The sequence below is a fragment of the Streptococcus oralis genome (assembly GCF_001579025.1).
In the GTDB taxonomy this organism is placed as follows: Bacteria; Bacillota; Bacilli; order Lactobacillales; family Streptococcaceae; genus Streptococcus; species Streptococcus oralis_X.
The window spans coordinates 975,511-993,220 of sequence record NZ_KQ970235.1; the positions used below are offsets into that span (position 1 = coordinate 975,511).

Annotated in this window: 14 protein-coding genes and 1 pseudogene; 1 reads left to right on the plus strand and 14 read right to left on the minus strand. The window is 40.3% G+C overall.

Features of this window, described 5'->3' with window-relative positions; translation table 11 throughout:
- From SORDD27_RS09705 to mecA, 5 genes are all read right to left on the minus strand, one after another.
- The coding region (locus tag SORDD27_RS09705) for an ABC transporter transmembrane domain-containing protein (RefSeq protein WP_155718889.1) at positions 1–440 on the minus strand (440 nt) is incomplete at its 3' end.
- A 60-nt stretch (positions 441–500) separates the two neighbouring features.
- Positions 501–1,439 carry a peptide-methionine (R)-S-oxide reductase MsrB gene (gene msrB / locus SORDD27_RS04740; RefSeq protein WP_061427630.1) on the minus strand — a complete coding sequence of 313 codons (939 nt, stop codon included), beginning with the start codon at positions 1,437–1,439 and terminating at the stop codon, positions 501–503.
- A 99-nt stretch (positions 1,440–1,538) separates the two neighbouring features.
- Entirely contained in the window at positions 1,539–2,408 is an 870-nt protein-coding gene (gene thrB, locus SORDD27_RS04745; protein WP_061427632.1) for a homoserine kinase, read from the minus strand.
- Position 2,409: 1 nt separating this feature from the next.
- Complete coding sequence (locus SORDD27_RS04750) at positions 2,410–3,696, minus strand: homoserine dehydrogenase (RefSeq protein ID WP_061427634.1); 1,287 nt, start codon at positions 3,694–3,696, stop codon at positions 2,410–2,412.
- A gap of 151 nt (positions 3,697–3,847) precedes the next feature.
- Positions 3,848–4,585, minus strand: coding sequence for an adaptor protein MecA (mecA, locus tag SORDD27_RS04755; protein WP_061427635.1), 738 nt, complete (start codon positions 4,583–4,585; stop codon positions 3,848–3,850).
- A 122-nt stretch (positions 4,586–4,707) separates the two neighbouring features.
- Here mecA and SORDD27_RS04760 point away from each other — a divergent pair, with 122 nt between their 5' ends.
- Positions 4,708–6,186 carry an oligosaccharide flippase family protein gene (locus SORDD27_RS04760; RefSeq protein WP_061427637.1) on the plus strand — a complete coding sequence of 493 codons (1,479 nt, stop codon included), beginning with the start codon at positions 4,708–4,710 and terminating at the stop codon, positions 6,184–6,186.
- A gap of 45 nt (positions 6,187–6,231) precedes the next feature.
- On the opposite strand, the gene SORDD27_RS04765 is transcribed toward SORDD27_RS04760, so the two are convergent.
- The 9 genes and pseudogenes from SORDD27_RS04765 to aroA all read right to left on the minus strand — a co-directional run bounded on the left by SORDD27_RS04765 (position 6,232) and on the right by aroA (position 17,645).
- Positions 6,232–8,745 (minus strand): MBL fold metallo-hydrolase, encoded by a 2,514-nt coding sequence (locus SORDD27_RS04765; RefSeq protein WP_061427639.1) that lies wholly within the window; start codon positions 8,743–8,745, stop codon positions 6,232–6,234.
- A 188-nt stretch (positions 8,746–8,933) separates the two neighbouring features.
- Positions 8,934–9,644, minus strand: a complete 711-nt coding sequence (locus tag SORDD27_RS04770) for a LicD family protein (protein WP_061427641.1) — start codon at positions 9,642–9,644, stop codon at positions 8,934–8,936.
- A 3-nt stretch (positions 9,645–9,647) separates the two neighbouring features.
- Entirely contained in the window at positions 9,648–11,801 is a 2,154-nt protein-coding gene (locus tag SORDD27_RS04775; protein WP_061427643.1) for a LicD family protein, read from the minus strand.
- 8 nt (positions 11,802–11,809) lie between these two features.
- Entirely contained in the window at positions 11,810–12,778 is a 969-nt protein-coding gene (locus tag SORDD27_RS04780; RefSeq protein ID WP_196755623.1) for a glycosyltransferase family 2 protein, read from the minus strand.
- Positions 12,775–13,611: a LicD family protein gene (locus tag SORDD27_RS04785; RefSeq protein ID WP_061427644.1), complete on the minus strand. Its 837-nt coding sequence runs from the start codon at positions 13,609–13,611 to the stop codon at positions 12,775–12,777. The genes SORDD27_RS04780 and SORDD27_RS04785 overlap by 4 nt, the downstream gene beginning before the upstream one ends.
- Before the next feature lie 143 nt (positions 13,612–13,754).
- Positions 13,755–15,050, minus strand: coding sequence for an LCP family protein (locus SORDD27_RS04790; RefSeq protein WP_061427645.1), 1,296 nt, complete (start codon positions 15,048–15,050; stop codon positions 13,755–13,757).
- Positions 15,047–15,896, minus strand: a pseudogene (pheA, locus tag SORDD27_RS04795) (prephenate dehydratase). The gene SORDD27_RS04790 and the pseudogene pheA overlap by 4 nt, the downstream one beginning before the upstream one ends.
- Positions 15,893–16,369: a shikimate kinase gene (locus tag SORDD27_RS04800; protein ID WP_061427647.1), complete on the minus strand. Its 477-nt coding sequence runs from the start codon at positions 16,367–16,369 to the stop codon at positions 15,893–15,895. Before SORDD27_RS04800 ends, pheA begins: the two are co-directional and overlap by 4 nt.
- Positions 16,362–17,645, minus strand: coding sequence for a 3-phosphoshikimate 1-carboxyvinyltransferase (gene aroA, locus SORDD27_RS04805; RefSeq protein ID WP_061427652.1), 1,284 nt, complete (start codon positions 17,643–17,645; stop codon positions 16,362–16,364). Before aroA ends, SORDD27_RS04800 begins: the two co-directional genes overlap by 8 nt.
- Positions 17,646–17,710: the final 65 nt, after the last annotated feature.

Sequence of the window (17,710 nt, forward strand, 5' to 3'; positions counted from 1 at the left end):
ATAAAGATAGCCCCAAAAACAATAATAGGCGCTCGCAAAAAGAGGCGCAGGAATTGATTGATACCAGTCTGTATCTGGTAGGTATCCGAAGTCAAGCGAGTTACCAAGCTAGAAGTCGTCAGACGGTCTCTGCTGTCCTTAGGTAAAGAAAGAATATGACGATAGAGGGCGTTTGTCAATTCCTTGGCAAAACCTACAGCTGCCTTGGCTGAGTAAAACTGGGCTACTAAGGCCACTAAAACGCCAATCACTGCAAAGATAAGGAGTAGGCCAATCTGCATCCAGAGATGACCTTGATCTCCCTGAGGTAAAGATTGGTCAACAATCCCAGCAATTACCATGGGGACCAAGAGCTCAAAAACAGCTTCTAGTAACTTGAACAAGGGGGCTAAAATGGATTCTTTGATATAGGGTTTGAAGTAAGATAGTAAGTGTTTCATAGATTCCTTCTATTCTTATTCTGGAAATGAAGAAAGTGGGAAGCGCCCACCCTCTCTGTTTTATTTGTTTAAATAAGGCAATAAATAGCCATATCCTGCTTCTTCCATCTCATCCTTAGCTACAAAACGCAAGGAAGCCGAATTGATACAGTAACGGAGGCCACCTAACTCACGAGGTCCATCTGTGAAAACATGACCCAAGTGAGCATTTCCTGACCGAGAACGAACCTCGATTCGCTCCATTCCATGGCTCAGGTCCTTGTAATAGTGAATCAACTCCTTAGAAATCGGACGACTAAAACTTGGCCAACCACAACCTGAGGCAAACTTATCCTTAGCAAAAAAGAGTGGCTCCCCTGTCGTGATGTCTACATAAATTCCCTCTTCAAAAGTTTGGTCATAAGCATTACTAAATGGAGCCTCTGTAGCAGCTTCTTGCGTAACACGATAAGACTCTTCAGTTAAGCTTTCCTTTAACACCTCTTGACTAGGCTTTTCATAGTTAGAGGCGTCAATCAATGGCTTCTCAGCATCCGTCACATCGATATGACAATAACCTGAAGGATTTTTCTTGAGATAGTCTTGATGATAGTCTTCTGCTAAAATGTAGTGGCGAAGTTTCTCCACCTCTACTGCAATCTTTCGACCCAGCATACGCTCCTGCTCCTGCACCACTGTGTAGATAGCTGGCAAGTCTGCTTTATCCTGATAATAGATTCCCGTTCGATATTGGCGACCACGGTCATTCCCTTGTTGGTTAATAGACAAGGGATCAATGACTCGGAAATAATAAAGCAAAATCTCTCTGAGTGATACTGTCTTCTCATCATAAATCACTTGAACCGTCTCTGCATGGTCTGTTTCCTTGATTAGTTGATAATTGGTCGTTTCAACTTGACCATTAGCGTAGCCAACACTGGTTGCTAGCACTCCAGAAATTCGTGAAAAATACTCCTCTAGGCCCCAAAAACAACCACCTGCTAGATAAATTTCTGCCATCTTTATTTCTCCTTTATCAAGTTTTTAACTCGAATTCTTTTCAAAAAAAGGATAGGAAGCCCTCTAATCAAGAGTTTCCCCATCCTATCTTCTATTTCTTTACTTTGTTTCGACACGGACACCTTGGGTATCAACATTCAAATCATGCAGTTTGCCTTTGAAAGGTTGCTTTTGCAATTCTGCCTTAATCGCTGGCATCTTGTCATGAGAAGCCAAGACCATCACTGTCGGTCCAGCACCGGAGAGATAGGTTGCATAGGCACCATTCTCTTTGGCTACTTGCTTAATCGTCGCAAATTCACGGACCAGACTTTGACGATAGCGCTCGTGGAAGAGGTCTCCCTCGATTGCTTGTCCAGCTGTCACCATGTCTCCTGCTAACAAGGCTGCAACGGCCACATTGGCGATAGAACTTGCTGCAACAGCTTCCTTGTAGGACAATTTCTTAGGAAGGACACCGCGGCTGTCTCGAGTGCGCAATTCATAGTTGGGAATATAAGCTAGAAAATCACACTCTGGGAAGGCAGCCACAATCGCTGAAACATTTCCTTCAACAGAACTTGCAATAACGAGATTGCCGTAAATTGCTGGAGCTACATTGTCAGGATGTCCTTCAATCTTGGTAGCCAACTGCAATTTGTCGTGGTTTGATAAGTTGAGATTGCCCAATTGGTTAGCCAGTTCAATTCCAGCAACGATAACCGAGCTAGAAGAACCCAAACCACGCGCCAAGGGAACATCGCTGGTCATTTTCAAACGTCTCGGTTGCAAGTCAGGCGCAATTTGCAAGGCAATCTTGAGCAAGAGATTACGCTCGTCATGTGGAATCCATTTGCCAATCTGGTGTTCAATCAACCACTCATCTCGTTCTTCACAGACCTCAATTTGAAGATACTTGGTTACAGCTACACCAACCGAATCAAAACCTGGCCCGATATTGGCACTGGTTGCAGGTACAATAATCTTCATCCTATTCTCCTAACACCTTGAAGGTATTCAAGAGGTCAAATTCTGAAGCTTTGGCCAACTCAGCTGAAACATTCTCAAGTTGTGCTTTATTAATCTTATGAGTGATAATCACTACACGCGCCTTGTCACCCTCTTTGCCATCTTGGAGGATTTGCTTGAAGGAAATATCTTGAGCGTTGAAAATCTCAGCCAATTTCAAGACCTGACCTTTTGAGTCTGGAGCCAAGATTGAGAAGTAGTAATTAGCTTTGACATCTTCTGGATTAGCCAAGACCAATTCACGGCTGTATTCGTTGAAGTCTTTACCAATGGTACCATCATTCAAGCGGCGAACGATACGGACAATGTCCGCTACAACACTTGTTGCAGTTGGTTTTTGACCCGCACCTGGTCCGTAATACATAGACTCACCGATACCGATAGATTCTACAAAAACAGCATTCATCACGCCATTCACACTAGCAAGTGGATGTGCTTTAGGTAGGAAGGTTGGAGTCACTTCTGCAGCAATACCTGAAGGAGTTTCCTCGATAGAACCAACCAATTTCACTACATAGCCCAAGTCTTGGGCTACAGCTACGTCTTCTGGTGTGATGTTACGGATTCCCTTGTGGGCTACATCGTCAAAGGCAACCTTCATACCAAAAGCAAACTGGCTCAAAATCACCATCTTGTAGGCTGCATCAATCCCATCCACGTCATTTGTAGGATCGCTTTCTGCAAAACCTAATCTTTGTGCTTCAGCCAAAGCATCATCATAAGACCAGCCTTCTTCCACCATCTTGGTCATCATGAAGTTAGAAGTTCCGTTAACCACACCAAGCACGCGCGTAATTTTGTCAGAAGCCAATGAATTTGCTAGAGTACGAAGAATTGGAATCCCACCAGCTACTGCTGCTTCATAGTAAAGTGCTACATTATGCTCTTTAGCGATTTCTAACAATTCTGCACCATGAACAGCCAAAAGGTCCTTGTTAGCAGTAACAACGTGTTTCCCAGCTTCTAAGGCACGAGTGATAAAGGTCTTAGCTGGTTCGATACGCCCCATCAATTCCACTACGATAGTAATGTCCTTGTCTGATAAAATATCGTCTACATTGGTTACAAAGTTAAAGTCATTTCCTGCTGCAAGCAAGCGGTTCTTTTCATCTTCATCTTTGACCAATACCTTGGCTACTTCAATCTCCGAATGAGCTGACTGAACGATTTTTTCTCCATTTTCCTTTAGGAGGAATGGCACACCACTTGCAACGGTACCAAATCCAAGTAAAGCAATTTTAACTATCATGTTTGTCTCCTAGAAATTTTCTGATATAGCCATTATAACAGAATTTTGTGAAAATTCCTATTATAGTAAATCACTATTTCAGTCTGGTAAAGAAAAAACGAATCAGACGATTCGTTCTCCTTAAAATCTAGAAAAAGATTTCCAGAAATGATTATCCGATTTTTTGCAGATTAAGAACTGCATCGTGATTAATCAAGATTTGCCCATACTCTTGCAAAACTGAACGACTGATGTCACTATCATCTGCAAATTCACGCATACGAGCCAAGAGCCAAGCCGGATATGGACTTGGATGATTTTCCACATCGACTAAGATTGTCAAATAGTAGTGTCCATTCATCTTATAGAGTTCAGAGGTTTCCATCTGGTAGTTAACCGTCTTTGCAAAAGCAACTAAGTCAGCAAGGCTTGCAAAGCGCAGGATATAGTAGATATAAGGTTCTTTCTTACTCTCAGTCTCCTTGTATGCCTGCTCTTGCTTTTCTTCCTTTGCTTCGACCTGCTCTAGAGATTGGATGGCCTCAATATCGTCCTTGGTTTTATCTGCAATACTCTTTTCCAAGGTTTTGAGAAATTCATCAGGCGACATTTGGGCTAATTCTTCCATGTCTGGTAGATCCGCCAAATCTTCAAAATCTAAATTTTGGTCAATCTTGGACTTGGTCACAAAGACGTCGACCTTATCAGGTTTTGGCGTCACGCGGAAACTCAGCATGCCACTATCCAAGAAATTGTCTGGCATCTCTAACTCATCTAAAATAGCATAGAAAAACTCTTCGGTTTTTTCCTGAGGAACGAGAAAGTCTGCAATCTCCATTCCTCTATCCATCAAATCATCTAAAGTCATCGTGATTTTCAGTGTTGTATCACTAATTTGTTTCATCTTCATATCTAGTAACCTCATACTTTCAGTCTATCTATTATACTAGATTTTTACGATTTTATCAAAAGAATGAAGCCAGAATGTGATATAATACTAGATATGATTTTAGATTTAAGAAAGAAAGTTCAATGAAAAATATAAAAGTAAATGCCTTGGCCAGCTTGCTGGTCAATATTCTCAATATCGTTTTTCCACTGATAACCAACCCTTATCTGACGCGGATTCTCAGCAAATCCAACTACGGTTATTTCAATACAGCCAATACCTGGGCAAGTTTCGTTATTCCACTAGCTGCCTTTGGAATATACAACTACGGGATTCGAGCTATTAGTAAGGTCAAGGATGACAAGAATAAAATCAACTACGTCTTTTCTAAGTTGTTTTATATCTCGGTTTTCACCTCTCTCCTGACGACAGGTATCTACTTCCTCATTATCTTCTTTGACACCAGCATTGAGAATCTGAAAGTCCTCTACTACATCCTAGGGGCCCAAGCACTTTTCCAATTTCTCAATATCGAATGGATGAACGAGGCTTATGAAAACTATGCCTTCATCCTCTACAAAACATTGATTATTCGGATTGCCATGCTGGTTGCTATCTTTACCTTTGTTAAAACTGCAGATGATATCGTTCCTTATGCCATCGTCATGAGTGCAACCACTATCCTCAACTACCTGCTCAGTTTTCTTTGGATCAAAAGAGAAGTTTCCTTTGTCAAAATTGGTCTTGTGGAATTAATCAAAGCATCTAAACCACTCTTGACTATGCTTCTCCTAGCGAACGCCAACATGCTCTATACCTTGCTTGATAGAATGTTTATCACCAAGGGACCTGATGAAAACTACATTTCTTACTACACCATTGCTTCCAGCATTGTCATGCTAATAGCCAGTGTCTTAAGTGGGGCTCTCAATGTAAGTATCCCACGTCTCGGCTACTATCTCGGCAAGAAAGACTACACCTCTTATAAGAGTCTTCTGAATCAAGGGGCTGCCCTCTTTTACTTCCTCATCGTTCCAACCAGTATTGGGATTATGGTATTAGGGAACTACGCGGCAGTTATCTACTCTTCTGAAAAATACCTAGAAGCTGGAATCGTGACTAGTGTCTTTGCATTTCGTACCATCATCTGGGCTATCGAATTGATTCTTGGTAAACAAATTATCTTTATCAATGACCACGAAAATCGCTTAACTGCCTTCTACTTCCTTGGTGGCGGAGCCAATATTCTCTTCAACTGCCTCTTGTATTTCAATAATATTTTCGCACCTGAGTACTATATCGCTACAACTATTCTTGCAGAGACTATCGTCGTTCTCCTGGAAATACGCTTTATCCAGAAACACCAACTGATTGATTTGAAAGAAATCTTTGCTACTCTGACACGTTACACTATTGTATCCCTTGGATTCATCCCGATCTATTTTGCGTTTAAATTTCTTTTCCAAATCAACTCTTATACGGTCAACTTCAATATGATTCTCATGGTTCTGTCTACCGTAGCAACTTGTGGTATCTATTACCTCTTGACCCTCTTTATCACCAAAGACAAAACACTCCACTATGCACTGAACCTTGTACTTGCTAAAATAAAACGAAATTAAAAAAATCCCCTACTGATAAATTATTTGCCAGTAGGGGATTCCTCTTTATTCGTTTTCTTTCTTTTCAGAAGCGTTGGCTTCTAGATTTAAATCTTGTTTAGGTTGTTCGACAGTAGAGGAATTAACTTCTTGTTTCTTTTCTGGCTTGACTGCATCGCTATTTACAGCAGCAACAGCCTGTTTCCATATACCTTCTTCGTTTACTTTGTAACCATCAGGTGTTGTTGCGTTCTTCAACAAAGAACCATCAGCTTGGAAATAGTACCAATTACCATCAAGCTGTTTCCAACCAGTTTGCATAACTCCTGATTCATCAAAGTAATAATGATCACCATTTACTTTATGAAGGCCAACCAACATGATGCCATCTTCAGGATTTAGATAATACCAGACACCTTTGTCTTTTATCCAACCAGTTTTCATAGCTCCATTTGATTCAAAGTAACGGTAATGATTATCAAACCATTTCCAGCCAGCTTGCATGGCTCCAGATTTGCTAAAGTAATATTGCTTACCATCTACTTGATGGAGGCCGATTAACATAATGCCTTCTTTACCTTCAAGATAATACCAGACATCACCATCTTTCAACCAACCAGTTTGGAGTGCGCCAGACGTAGCGTAATAATGCCAAGAATCATTTGACCACTGCCATCCAACTTGCATAGTACCTGCAGAGCTGAAGAAATAGTTCTTACCGTCAATCTCTTTAGATCCTACAGCCATGATACCTGTTTCTGGATCCAAATAGTACCATGATTCTTTATCTTTCAACCAACCAGTTTTCATAGCACCTGAGTTCGTATAGAAGTACCAGCTATTGTCTTGCCACTTCCAGCCAGTCTGCATGGCACCACTAGCATTCAAATAGTAACGAACACCATTTATATCTTGTCTACCAGTTAACATGATGCCATCTTTATCCAGATAATACCATGTTTCCTGATCCTTGACCCAGCCGGTTTTCATAGCTCCAGAACTTGCAAAATAGTTCCAGTGACCATCAACAAAGGCCCAGCCAGTTTGCATGATACCTTCTTTGTCAAAGTAATAAGTTGTACCCTTGATGTCTTTTTTACCAACAGTTAGAATACCATCCTCATCATAATAGTACCAATTTGAAGCAATTTTTTGCCAAGACGATGCTTTTCCTTCCGACTGCAGGGCACCAGTACTAGCAAAGACCATCTTCTTACCATTATAAACCTGAAGACCTGTCAGCATCTTACCTTCTTTGTCAAATAGATATTTCTGACCATCAATTTCAACTAACTGACTGTAACTTCTTGCTCCACTTGATGTGATATAATACCAACTACCATCTTGCTTAAACCATCCAGTATCTTGCATTTGTCCATTGTTGTTCAAATAATACCAGTTACCATCTGTTTTTTCACGAGAGTCGTTCAAATGAAGCCATCTACCTGCCTGCATTTGTCCTTGGCCATTAAAGAAATAGTAAATACCATTTATTTTTCGCCAACCGATTGCCATCTGATCATCAGACAAGCGATACTTCCAGTAACCATCTTCTTTATACCATCTTTCACTAACAGTAGGAATATTAGGTAGAGAATCGGACACGTTTGTAAAACCATTTCTGCTAATTGTAAAGACTGTTGCATCCTTGGTCTGGCTAGAAGCATGAACTACCTCAATACCATGTTTCTTAAGATAGTCTCTAGTTGTAGCAAGATTGGCTTCTGCTGCGGATGTGTGTACCACCATACTTGGAGATAGGGAGTCTAAGAAAGGAATCGTATTTGAAATGTGGGCATCATAATGATGGTTCCATTTCATCATATCGACTTTACCAATTTCAGGACCTAACTTATCCTCTGCCCCCTCAGCATTATCCAAGTCACCACCCAGATAAATCTTTTTACCCGCTACAGTTACTACAGCCACAATCGAATTGGAATTATCATCATAAACTCTCTTGAGTTTGCCATCACTGTCATATTCGTTTTTATAGTTATAAAGCTGAATATCCATGTCACCTAAAGTGAAGTGACTGTCCTTCTCAGTAATGTCTTGCACAAGAGTTACGCCACGCTCTAGAGCTGTCTTGACAGCATTGTCATAATTAAAAAGATTGTCCCACAATCGCCATTTTGATGTGATGCGCTCATCTGAGTATCTCTTTAGATAAAATCTGTCTACAGGATAACGTTTAAGAACTTCATCCGCAGATCCAATATGGTCACTATGGACATGGGTTCCTAGAATAAAATCTAACTTTTGTATCCCAAGGTGTTTCATGTGACGGAAGAGACGATCTTCTAATACATAATCGTTCTGTCTACTAATTCCTACACGACTGGGATAGCGAGGGTCTTCCCCATTTGGAAAATCATAGTCTTCACCCATATCAATCAGGGCATAGTGACCATTACTTTCTAGAATAATGGCATCACTTCCTGATACCCCTTTGGTATTGATAAAATGGATTCGATTGCTTGAAGCATCTGCCTGAACTGCGGGTATCAAGAGTCCAGAGACGAACAACAAGACTAGGGAAATAAATACAAGGGTTTCTTTTATCTGTTTCTTTTTCATATAAACCACTTCTTTCTTTGATAGCGGAAACTAGGATGGGAGATTCATCCTGTTAGCAACTTTTCTAGCTCCTTTCCGTCACTATAAGACAAAAAGAGGGAAGGAGAAGCCCGTTTGTTACACTAGAATAGGGACTAGAGTTAACAAGGAAGAACTTCACCATCCCCTCTTTTCTTGTATTTCGAAGTTTACTTTTTCAAAAGTACTTTAGCCAATTTAGCATCTCTTTGTTTGTAAATTGGATTTTCTTTCCAGTTGTAATGAGTATTAGGGATTTCAAAATCCTCCCCATACAAGTGACTGATGTATTCTCTTGTATTTTCTGGAACTTTTACTAGAATCTCTTTAAAACTACATTCAGTAAGTGCTGCGAACGGCAATTCATAGTGGTAGACTTCATATCTTGTAGGATTTCCCAAGGCGTTTGTCATGTAGAAAATAGTGTCTGAGGAAATGCTCCCCTCTTTTTTATCATAGACAATAAAATCAACATTGAGGCCCTTGTAACTATAGGATAATTCTACAAGTTTATCATTGTAATAGAACTCTTTTGTTCTGACAAAGCCTTTCTCAAAAAGAACTTTCTCATCCTTTAAAAAGGCTTCGTAGTCTGGGATAATAATCCCAAAGTCCATATCTAAATCATGCGGAATCAGATCATTTTCTCTGTAGAAGCCAAGTAAAGTTCCAAAATCTAACCAGATATCATAGGATTTCAGATTAGATTGGTAGATGGCCTTTAGAATATCTTCAAAGTTTTCTTTGAGCAAATTGCTTCTCTTTGAATCTAAGTCGATATTGGCTTTTTGATTTAAATTTTTGATAATTGGTAGGTTTTTAACCAGGTCTTTCTTATCTCCTAAGAGACTGGCTAAACTTCTTTTTAACCATTGTAACACGTTCTATCCCTCCTTTATATAAGCGAGGAAGTCATCATGTTTCACTCGTTTTTCTAGAGGAGGAATTTCCATAAAGTCATCTCCGTAGATGGCAGAAAGGATCGGCTGATAGGCCTCAGGAATTTTGTAAACTCTATCTTCAAATGGACTATCAATCGTCGTATCCAAGAAGGACTTGTCAAATTTCGTAGAAACTCTTTTGTTCTCCATGAGGTAATCAATGAAGTCTCCATCTTTTTCTCGCATAGATAGGATGTTCATCTTACGGTTCCAAGTTTTGACACTAGTCAGACGGAATACAAGGACAAGTAGATATCTGATGATATTCTTGAGTTTCGCATTCTTATTATGAATGCCATAAAGGGTATAGACTGATAAACGACGGTAAGTATCCAGTTTTACCATGTCCTTGTTAACATCAGCATAATAGTCAAATGGGAAAACGTCCACACAAATTCCTAAATCAATATCATTGTCGATATAGTTATTATCATAGACAGTTCGCGCATCATAGACTCGATAAAATGGGTAAGGGTAACGAGCGTCATTTTCCCAGGAAACCACTTTGTAGACAGGGTCATTATCTTGCAAAATAGCTTGATACAATTTATCGTATTCATCGCGTTTCAAAGAGATATCAATATCGTCATCCCAAGGAATGTAACCCTTGTGTCTCACTGCTCCCAGCAAGGTTCCATAAGCCAGTGAATAGTTGATATCCTCTTTTTGACAGAGATTGTGGATATAATCCATGACACCTAGTTCAACTTCTTTAATCTCCGCTTCATCTAATTTTCTATAGCCGTCTCTTTTTTTATAGAGAACAGAGAAATAGTAACCTGAAATCACAAACAAGATAAAACCCAAAAGAGAAATTCCATAGAAGGTTGAACTCAAGAACAAATTAGAGATGAGAATAACTACAGTGATCAAGAGAATGGTAATCAATTCATGATTGTGGCGACCTTCTTGAAGGTCTTTTTTATATTTCTTGAGACTTGAAACAATGAAGGAAAGCATAAAGATGGCCATAGGGATAAAACCTGTGATACCATCATAGAATAGTAACTCAAGGTAGCCGTTGTGAGTAAGGTAATGTCTTTTGATGATGTAGGCTGAAGCATCATATTCTTTACCTAACTCATACCAGTTTCCACCTGAATATCCAAATAGAGGGCGTCTAGGGATAAAGGAAGCTGTTGACTGCCAAATGGCAAAACGGTTATTGGAGATATTCTCTTCACTTGTGTCTGTTCTCTCAAGAGAAAGATTGTTGTCTCCATTTTGTCCATTTTCTTGGTTCTTTTGGATTTGAGCTGAGTGAGCTTTCAAATATATATCGCTACTATATTTGATACCATTATAACAGACAAATACCAGACCTACAGTCACTAGAACAGTAAGAAGTGACTTGATTTTTTTAGTCCAGTTAGCCGTCATCAAAGCATATAAGAGGGCAACTACTAGCAAACAGATGTAGGTTGTTCTGGAACCAGACAGTACAATGTAAGCAAAATTAAGCAGAATCGATGAAATAGCCAGGGTTTTAAGGACAGTATTGTAAAGTGACAAGCGCATCCACAAATAAATAATCACCATCAAAGAAATAATAGAGAGATAGTTGGGACTGGCTAGAATCCCAAATAGACGAGACTCTACAAATCCTTGGCGGATCAATAACCCCTTGTAATCAAATACGCGGTAACCCTGCAGCATGAAGAATTGCCAAATTGATACAAGTACACCTATAGTATTTGCAACAGTGATAACTGAGAAGAAGGCATCAAAGAGGGCACGTGCTTTTTTCACTGAGAAAGACTGAAAGGCTGGATAGATTGCAAAGAAATAGATGAAAAAGACAACTAAATTCTTTATGTTTGTTGAAAATCCATACTTGACAACTAAGGCAGCTGTCAGGATATTCATTAGAAAAAAGAGAATCAAATACTCAATTTTTCTGACAGTCAGATAGACTTTTTTGATAAAGAAATTATAAAGTCCCAATAAAACACCCATGAGGGTTATCCCAAGAGTGACAAATTTATTGGCCGAGATTGGCTGAAGTGGGACAATCAAGCCTGCCATACAGTAAAAAGATATAACTGATAAAAATAGTAAATTGATTTTAAAATAGTTTTTTTCAATAAATGAAATCATTTTTTCTCCTAACGCTTAGTTTGTGTAAGCAAGATTTTCGTATACAATTTTCGACTCAGGCACAAAGCTAAGAAACTCACTTTTCTTGCTCTTGTAAAACGACTATCCGAAAGAATATTCTTTGTATTTTTCTTTAGATAGGCAATCAAACGGTCTTCTAAAACCTTATCCTTGAAATCTGCATCAACCAAGAGCCTATCCAATACATAGAAGTAAGCCCAATTTAAACGCATGGTTGCAACATCTGTTAGATCTGGATAATTCTCTCTGATAATATTTGCGTTTTGTTCATAAGCTTCAATAACGTTTAAGAATTTCAAGGAGAATTTTTGAGTCGTGATACTATTTTCTCGGTGAACATAGTAGTATTTCTTCTCATTTGTTGCAACAACCTTGCGACATTGATGAATCAAGGCAATCATGATGAAGGCATCCTCTGCTATTTTTCCAATTTCAAATCGTAGCTGTTCAAAGAGTTCTTTTTTATAAAGTTTGTTGACAGCTGTGACCGAGAGAATTTTAGCTTCCATGACCATTTTAATGGCTTCTTGGGGAGTTAATTCCCAGGTCTGAATCACTGCAACTTGCTTTTCCGGAATTTGGTCATAGACATCATAATGTCCACACATAGAAAGATCAGCATTGGATTCTAGCATTTGACGGTAAAGAGTCTCATACATATCTTCGTCAATGTAATCATCACTATCGATAAAACCGATCAAATCAGAACTTGCCTCTTCAATCCCTCTATTTCGAGCATCAGACAAGCCACCGTTTTCCTTGTGAATGACACGAATCCGTTGATCTCTTTGAGCTAATTGATCACACAGTTCTCCACTATTATCCGTCGAACCATCATTGACAAGAAGAATTTCCAAGTTGGTATAGGTTTGTTTTAAAATGGATTCTACACACTTTTCCAGATAGGCTTCTACATTGTAGACTGGAACGATAACGCTTATTTTTTCTCCCATCATGCTCCATATTCTCCATTGTACTCTGTGTAGCTCTTGTCCATGTCTGCTATAATAGCATCATGATGCGGTACTTGCTTGTCTGCTGGTGGCGGTGTCATATAGTCCCCAAAAGCAGTGCTGAGATAGGCATCGTAGCCAACTGGGATGGGCATCTCAGTTCCTTCAAATGGCAAGAATAGATTGTCTTCAAAAGATGCGATTGGGTATTTGTTTCGCATGTAGCCGGGACCTGAGCATAATTCCGTAATTCCATCGCTCTCAGCCAGACCATACTTGGTCATTTCTTTTTCAGCTTTTTTCCAAATGCGATAACGTAGCGATTTAGGAGTTAAACCCAGTAAAATGCGACTTCCCCATTTCATGATGACACCATGCTTTTCTGGGATAGTTTGCGCGCAAAAGAGTGAATAAATCAAGGCCCAACGAACCTGTTTCTTACGCTCAGCTGGATTTTTAGGATAATAATCCAAAGGCAACACATCCAAGGCCAAACCGTGTGGTAAATCCAAATCCTTTTGATAAGGCTTGATACAAGTGGTTTCCTTGTCACGAATGGTAATAAAAAGGTTACGGTCTACAAAATATTTGTTACTCTTTGACAAGAAATAACGCTCGTCTGCATAACGAGGCCATAGTTCTGCTAATTTTTCATAGTCCTTACGTGGCATGAAAAAGTCTAGGTCATCATCCCAAGGAATGAAGCCTTTGTTACGTAGGGCACCAATGGCTCCTCCACCACAGAGATAGCACAACAAATCATGTTCTTTACAAAATGCGACGAAATATTCAGCCATTTCCAGACTACGAGCCTGAATTGCTTTCAAATCACTCATGTCTCTCCTCTTCTGTCCAATAACGAGTTATATCGTTTTATTATACCATAAAAAAGCCCTAAAAATCCATCAGATACTAAGAAAAATCAAAGCCTAAACCACTTTTTCACTAATGATTCAAACTTTGATTTTTTTATAGTATTCTATCTCATTCCCATTTGGGCGAGTTTGGTTTGGTATTTATTTTGATCAACTAGAAGTCCTTGTCCACCATAGATATCATAAGCGTCTACCCAGTCACCAAGTTCTGGGACGGTGAGTCTTTCAATGCCATTTTGAGCACCTTCTAGGACAGATAAGCCATTGGTCAACAAGAAGCTATATGGTAGATTTGTTGATGTCATGCCAAAGACTTTTCCAAGTGCCTCAGAACCTGTGAAGAGTTTGGTTGGATCTTTAATCTGCTCAAGAACGGCTGACATGACTTGTTGCTGACGTTTGGTTCGGCCATAGTCTCCCTCATCATCATCACGGAAGCGAGCATAGTTCAGCAAGGTGGACCCATTCATCTGCTGTTTTCCAACTTTGATAGTTTGAGTTGGGGACTCTGTCTCTGTTGCATGAAGGTCATCTCCAACTGTGGCTTCTGTCAAAGGTTGACCATTCAATGTTGAGAATTGAGCATCAATCGTTACTCCGTCAGGGAAGAGGGTATCAATGGCTGTTGCAAAAGCCTGGAAGTCGACCAGGGCATAGTACTTAATATCCAAATCAAAGTTGTCTTTTAGAACCTTGCGGACCATTTCAGCACCTTTTTGCCCTTCTTGTTCCCCAAGTTCATAAGCAACATTGAGTTTGTTATCCGTCTGTTTCTGGCCATTTACAATCTTACTGTACCCATCGATATAAACTAAGTTGTCACGCATAAAGCTGACTAGCTTGATCTTCTTATCCGATCCACTGACATTTAGTACCATGATTGTGTCGGTACGGGTCTCCGCACTATTTTGACCGATACGGCCATCTGTCCCCATGACTAAAATATTCACACCATCTTTGGTATCCTGACCATTAAAGACCTCTACTTGAGCTGCCTTGGCGTCAGCTGGCTTATTTGTTGGATTGGCTGCTGACTGGAACCCTCGAAGAAACATGAAAATCATCCCTGCAGCCACACATGTAATCAACAGCAAGAACCAAGTCAATATTCGTTTGAAGCCAATTCTTCTCTTTTTCTTTTTGACTTTAGGTTGAGGAGCTACCTTTTCACGTTTCTTAGACCGACTTCTACTGCCATAAGTCGGAAGATCAATATCTCTACCCCAAGATTCTTCTTTTTCTTCTTGGTGGAAATGGTGAACTTCAGAATTGGGACCTGCCATTTTCTGTTGCAGATAATCAAACTCCCTCCGTTCACGGTCGTTGAGGTAATGGATATTTTTGAAGAGATAGTCATAACGTAACTGCTCGTGATGACTTAAAGGATTTTCTTTGCTCATTGACACTCCTTTTCTATATCAGTTATGGTAAAAATCGGGTAGGTTCCCAGAATCTTGTGCTGGATCCCAATGGCCTCTAGTTCTTGTCTGGCAAAATGAACCAGTTCCTTGTCACTATAGTCTACATCGATAATGAAAAAGTATTCTCCCAAGGCTGTTTTAAGGGGGCGACTTTCAATCTTTGTTAAGTCAATCCCTCTCCAAGCAAAGGTCGAAAGTGCCTTGTAAAGAGCACCAGGTAGGTTGTCTGGTAAGGTCAAGGCCAAACTCATTTTTTCAGCTTGTGAGTTCAAAGGAATCTTCGGTATCTCTGCCCCTAATACCCAAAAAACGTGTGAAATTGGCTTCCATCTCCTGAATATCCTCGGCAATCAATTCCAAGCCATATTCTTCAGCTGAACTTCTAGGAGCAATGGCTGCATAAGGCTGATCTGGATGTTCCGAAATAAAGCGAGCTGCATAGGCGGTACTGGCTGTTATCTCAATTTTAGCCTCTGGATAGTGTTTGTCGATGAATTTCTTTCCTTGAGCCAGAGCCTGAGGATGGGAAAAAATCTTCTCAATTTTTGACTGACCTGGAACCACCATCAGCTGCTGGTGAATGGGTTGAACAATTTCTGCAACTGCTTGGATGCGAGCCTGGTGAAAAAGGTAATCCAAGCTTTCATGGACACTACCTTCAATGGAGTTTTCAACTGGTACAACAGAATAGTCCACCAAACCTTGCTCATAGGCCTTGATAACATCTGTGATATTGGAAAAAGCCTGCAATTCCTCTGTGGGAAAGGCTGTCTGCACAACATGATGCGAAAAAGATCCCTTGGGACCTAGATAGGCAATTTTCATCTCAGTTCCTCTATAATTTCCTCTGGGCTTAGCTTGGTCACATCTAGAACACGACTGGCTACTTCCTCATACCAAGCTTGTCTTTCTTGGAAAATCTCTCGCAACTCTTCCTTACTGTTGTTGAGAAAAAGTGGCCGTTGATTGTCCTTATCAGCTGCGATACGTTGGTAAAGGGGTTCAAAATCTGCTTTTAGATAAATGTTATCAGGATTTTGTTTGAGCAAGTCACGATTTCTCTGAGAAACGACTACTCCTCCACCAGTTGACACAACTCGGTCCGTTTTTAGTAAGTCCGCTAAAACTTCAGACTCCACCTGACGAAAGGCCGCTTCTCCTTTTTCAGCGAAAAAATTTGCAATGGACATACCTAAGCACTCCTCGATCAAGGCATCCATATCTAGGTAGTCTGGATCCAAGCCTCTTGCAATTGTGGATTTTCCAGCCCCCATAAATCCGAGTAATACCTTAGCCATGAATCAGATTCTCCAAATCATCAAAGAAGCTAGGATAGCTAGTATTGATGGCTTCTGCACGGTCAAGTTCCACATCTCCATCAGCAACCAAGAGGGCTGCGATGGCCGTCATCATTCCGATACGGTGGTCACCAAAGGTATTGACTCTAGCACCATGAAGGGATGATTTCCCTTTGATAATCATCCCGTCTGCTGTCGGAGTGATATCCGCCCCCATGCTATTTAAGGCGTCAGCCACAACTTGAATGCGGTTTGTTTCTTTGACTTTAAGTTCCTCTGCATCCTTAATAACTGTTACACCTTGGGCTTGCGTCGCTAGAAGGGCAATAATGGGCAACTCATCAATCAATCGTGGAATCAAGGCTCCACTAATTTCTGTCCCTTTCAGATTTGAAGTTTCAACCGTCAGAGTTGCGGATTTAGCGACTGGATCGATTTCAGTTATTTCTAGTTTTCCACCCATGGCACGAATGACATCAAGAATCCCTGTGCGTGTTTCATTGATACCAACGTTCTTAAGTTCCACACGAGAATCTGGAACAATTAAACCAGCGACTAGCCAAAAGGCTGCACTGGAAATATCTCCTGGGACAACTACCTTTTGTCCGGTCAGTTTTTGCGGCCCTTGGACTGTGATTTTCTTTCCGTCAACACTTAATTGACCACCAAATTGTTGTAGCATATCTTCTGTGTGGTTACGAGTACACTCTTTTTCAATAATGACAGACTCCCCTTGAGCCTGCAAGGCTGCAAACATCAAAGCTGACTTGACTTGGGCAGAGGCGATTGGCAACTTATAGTGAATTGGTGTTAGGTTTTTAGTGCCTTTCAAGTGCAGAGGAGGCAAGTCTCGCTCTGTTTTACCAGAAATGCTGACTCCCATTTTTTTCAAGGGAAGGGTCACACGGTCCATAGGACGTTTGGATAGACTGTCGTCTCCGAACATCTCTACTTCAAAATCAGCTCCAGCAAGTACACCTGAAATCAGGCGAATCGAGGTTCCAGAATTCCCCATATCCAAGGCGTTTTGCGGAGCTTTTAAGCCATCCATTCCAACACCTTGAATGGTAATAACCCCATCTTTGTCCTCAATTTCAACACCAAGGTCACGAAAAACCTTCATGGTTGAGAGCACATCCTCTCCACGCAGAATATCATAAACCTTAGTCTCGCCATCAGCCAAACTTCCAAAAATAATCGAACGATGGCTGATGGACTTATCACCTGGAACTCGGATACTGCCATGTAAGTGGCGAATGTTTGTTTTTAGTTTCATAGTTGACCTCATACTTGCAATACTTTTCTTATTTTATCACAAAAAAGCCAGAAATTCCTGAAATT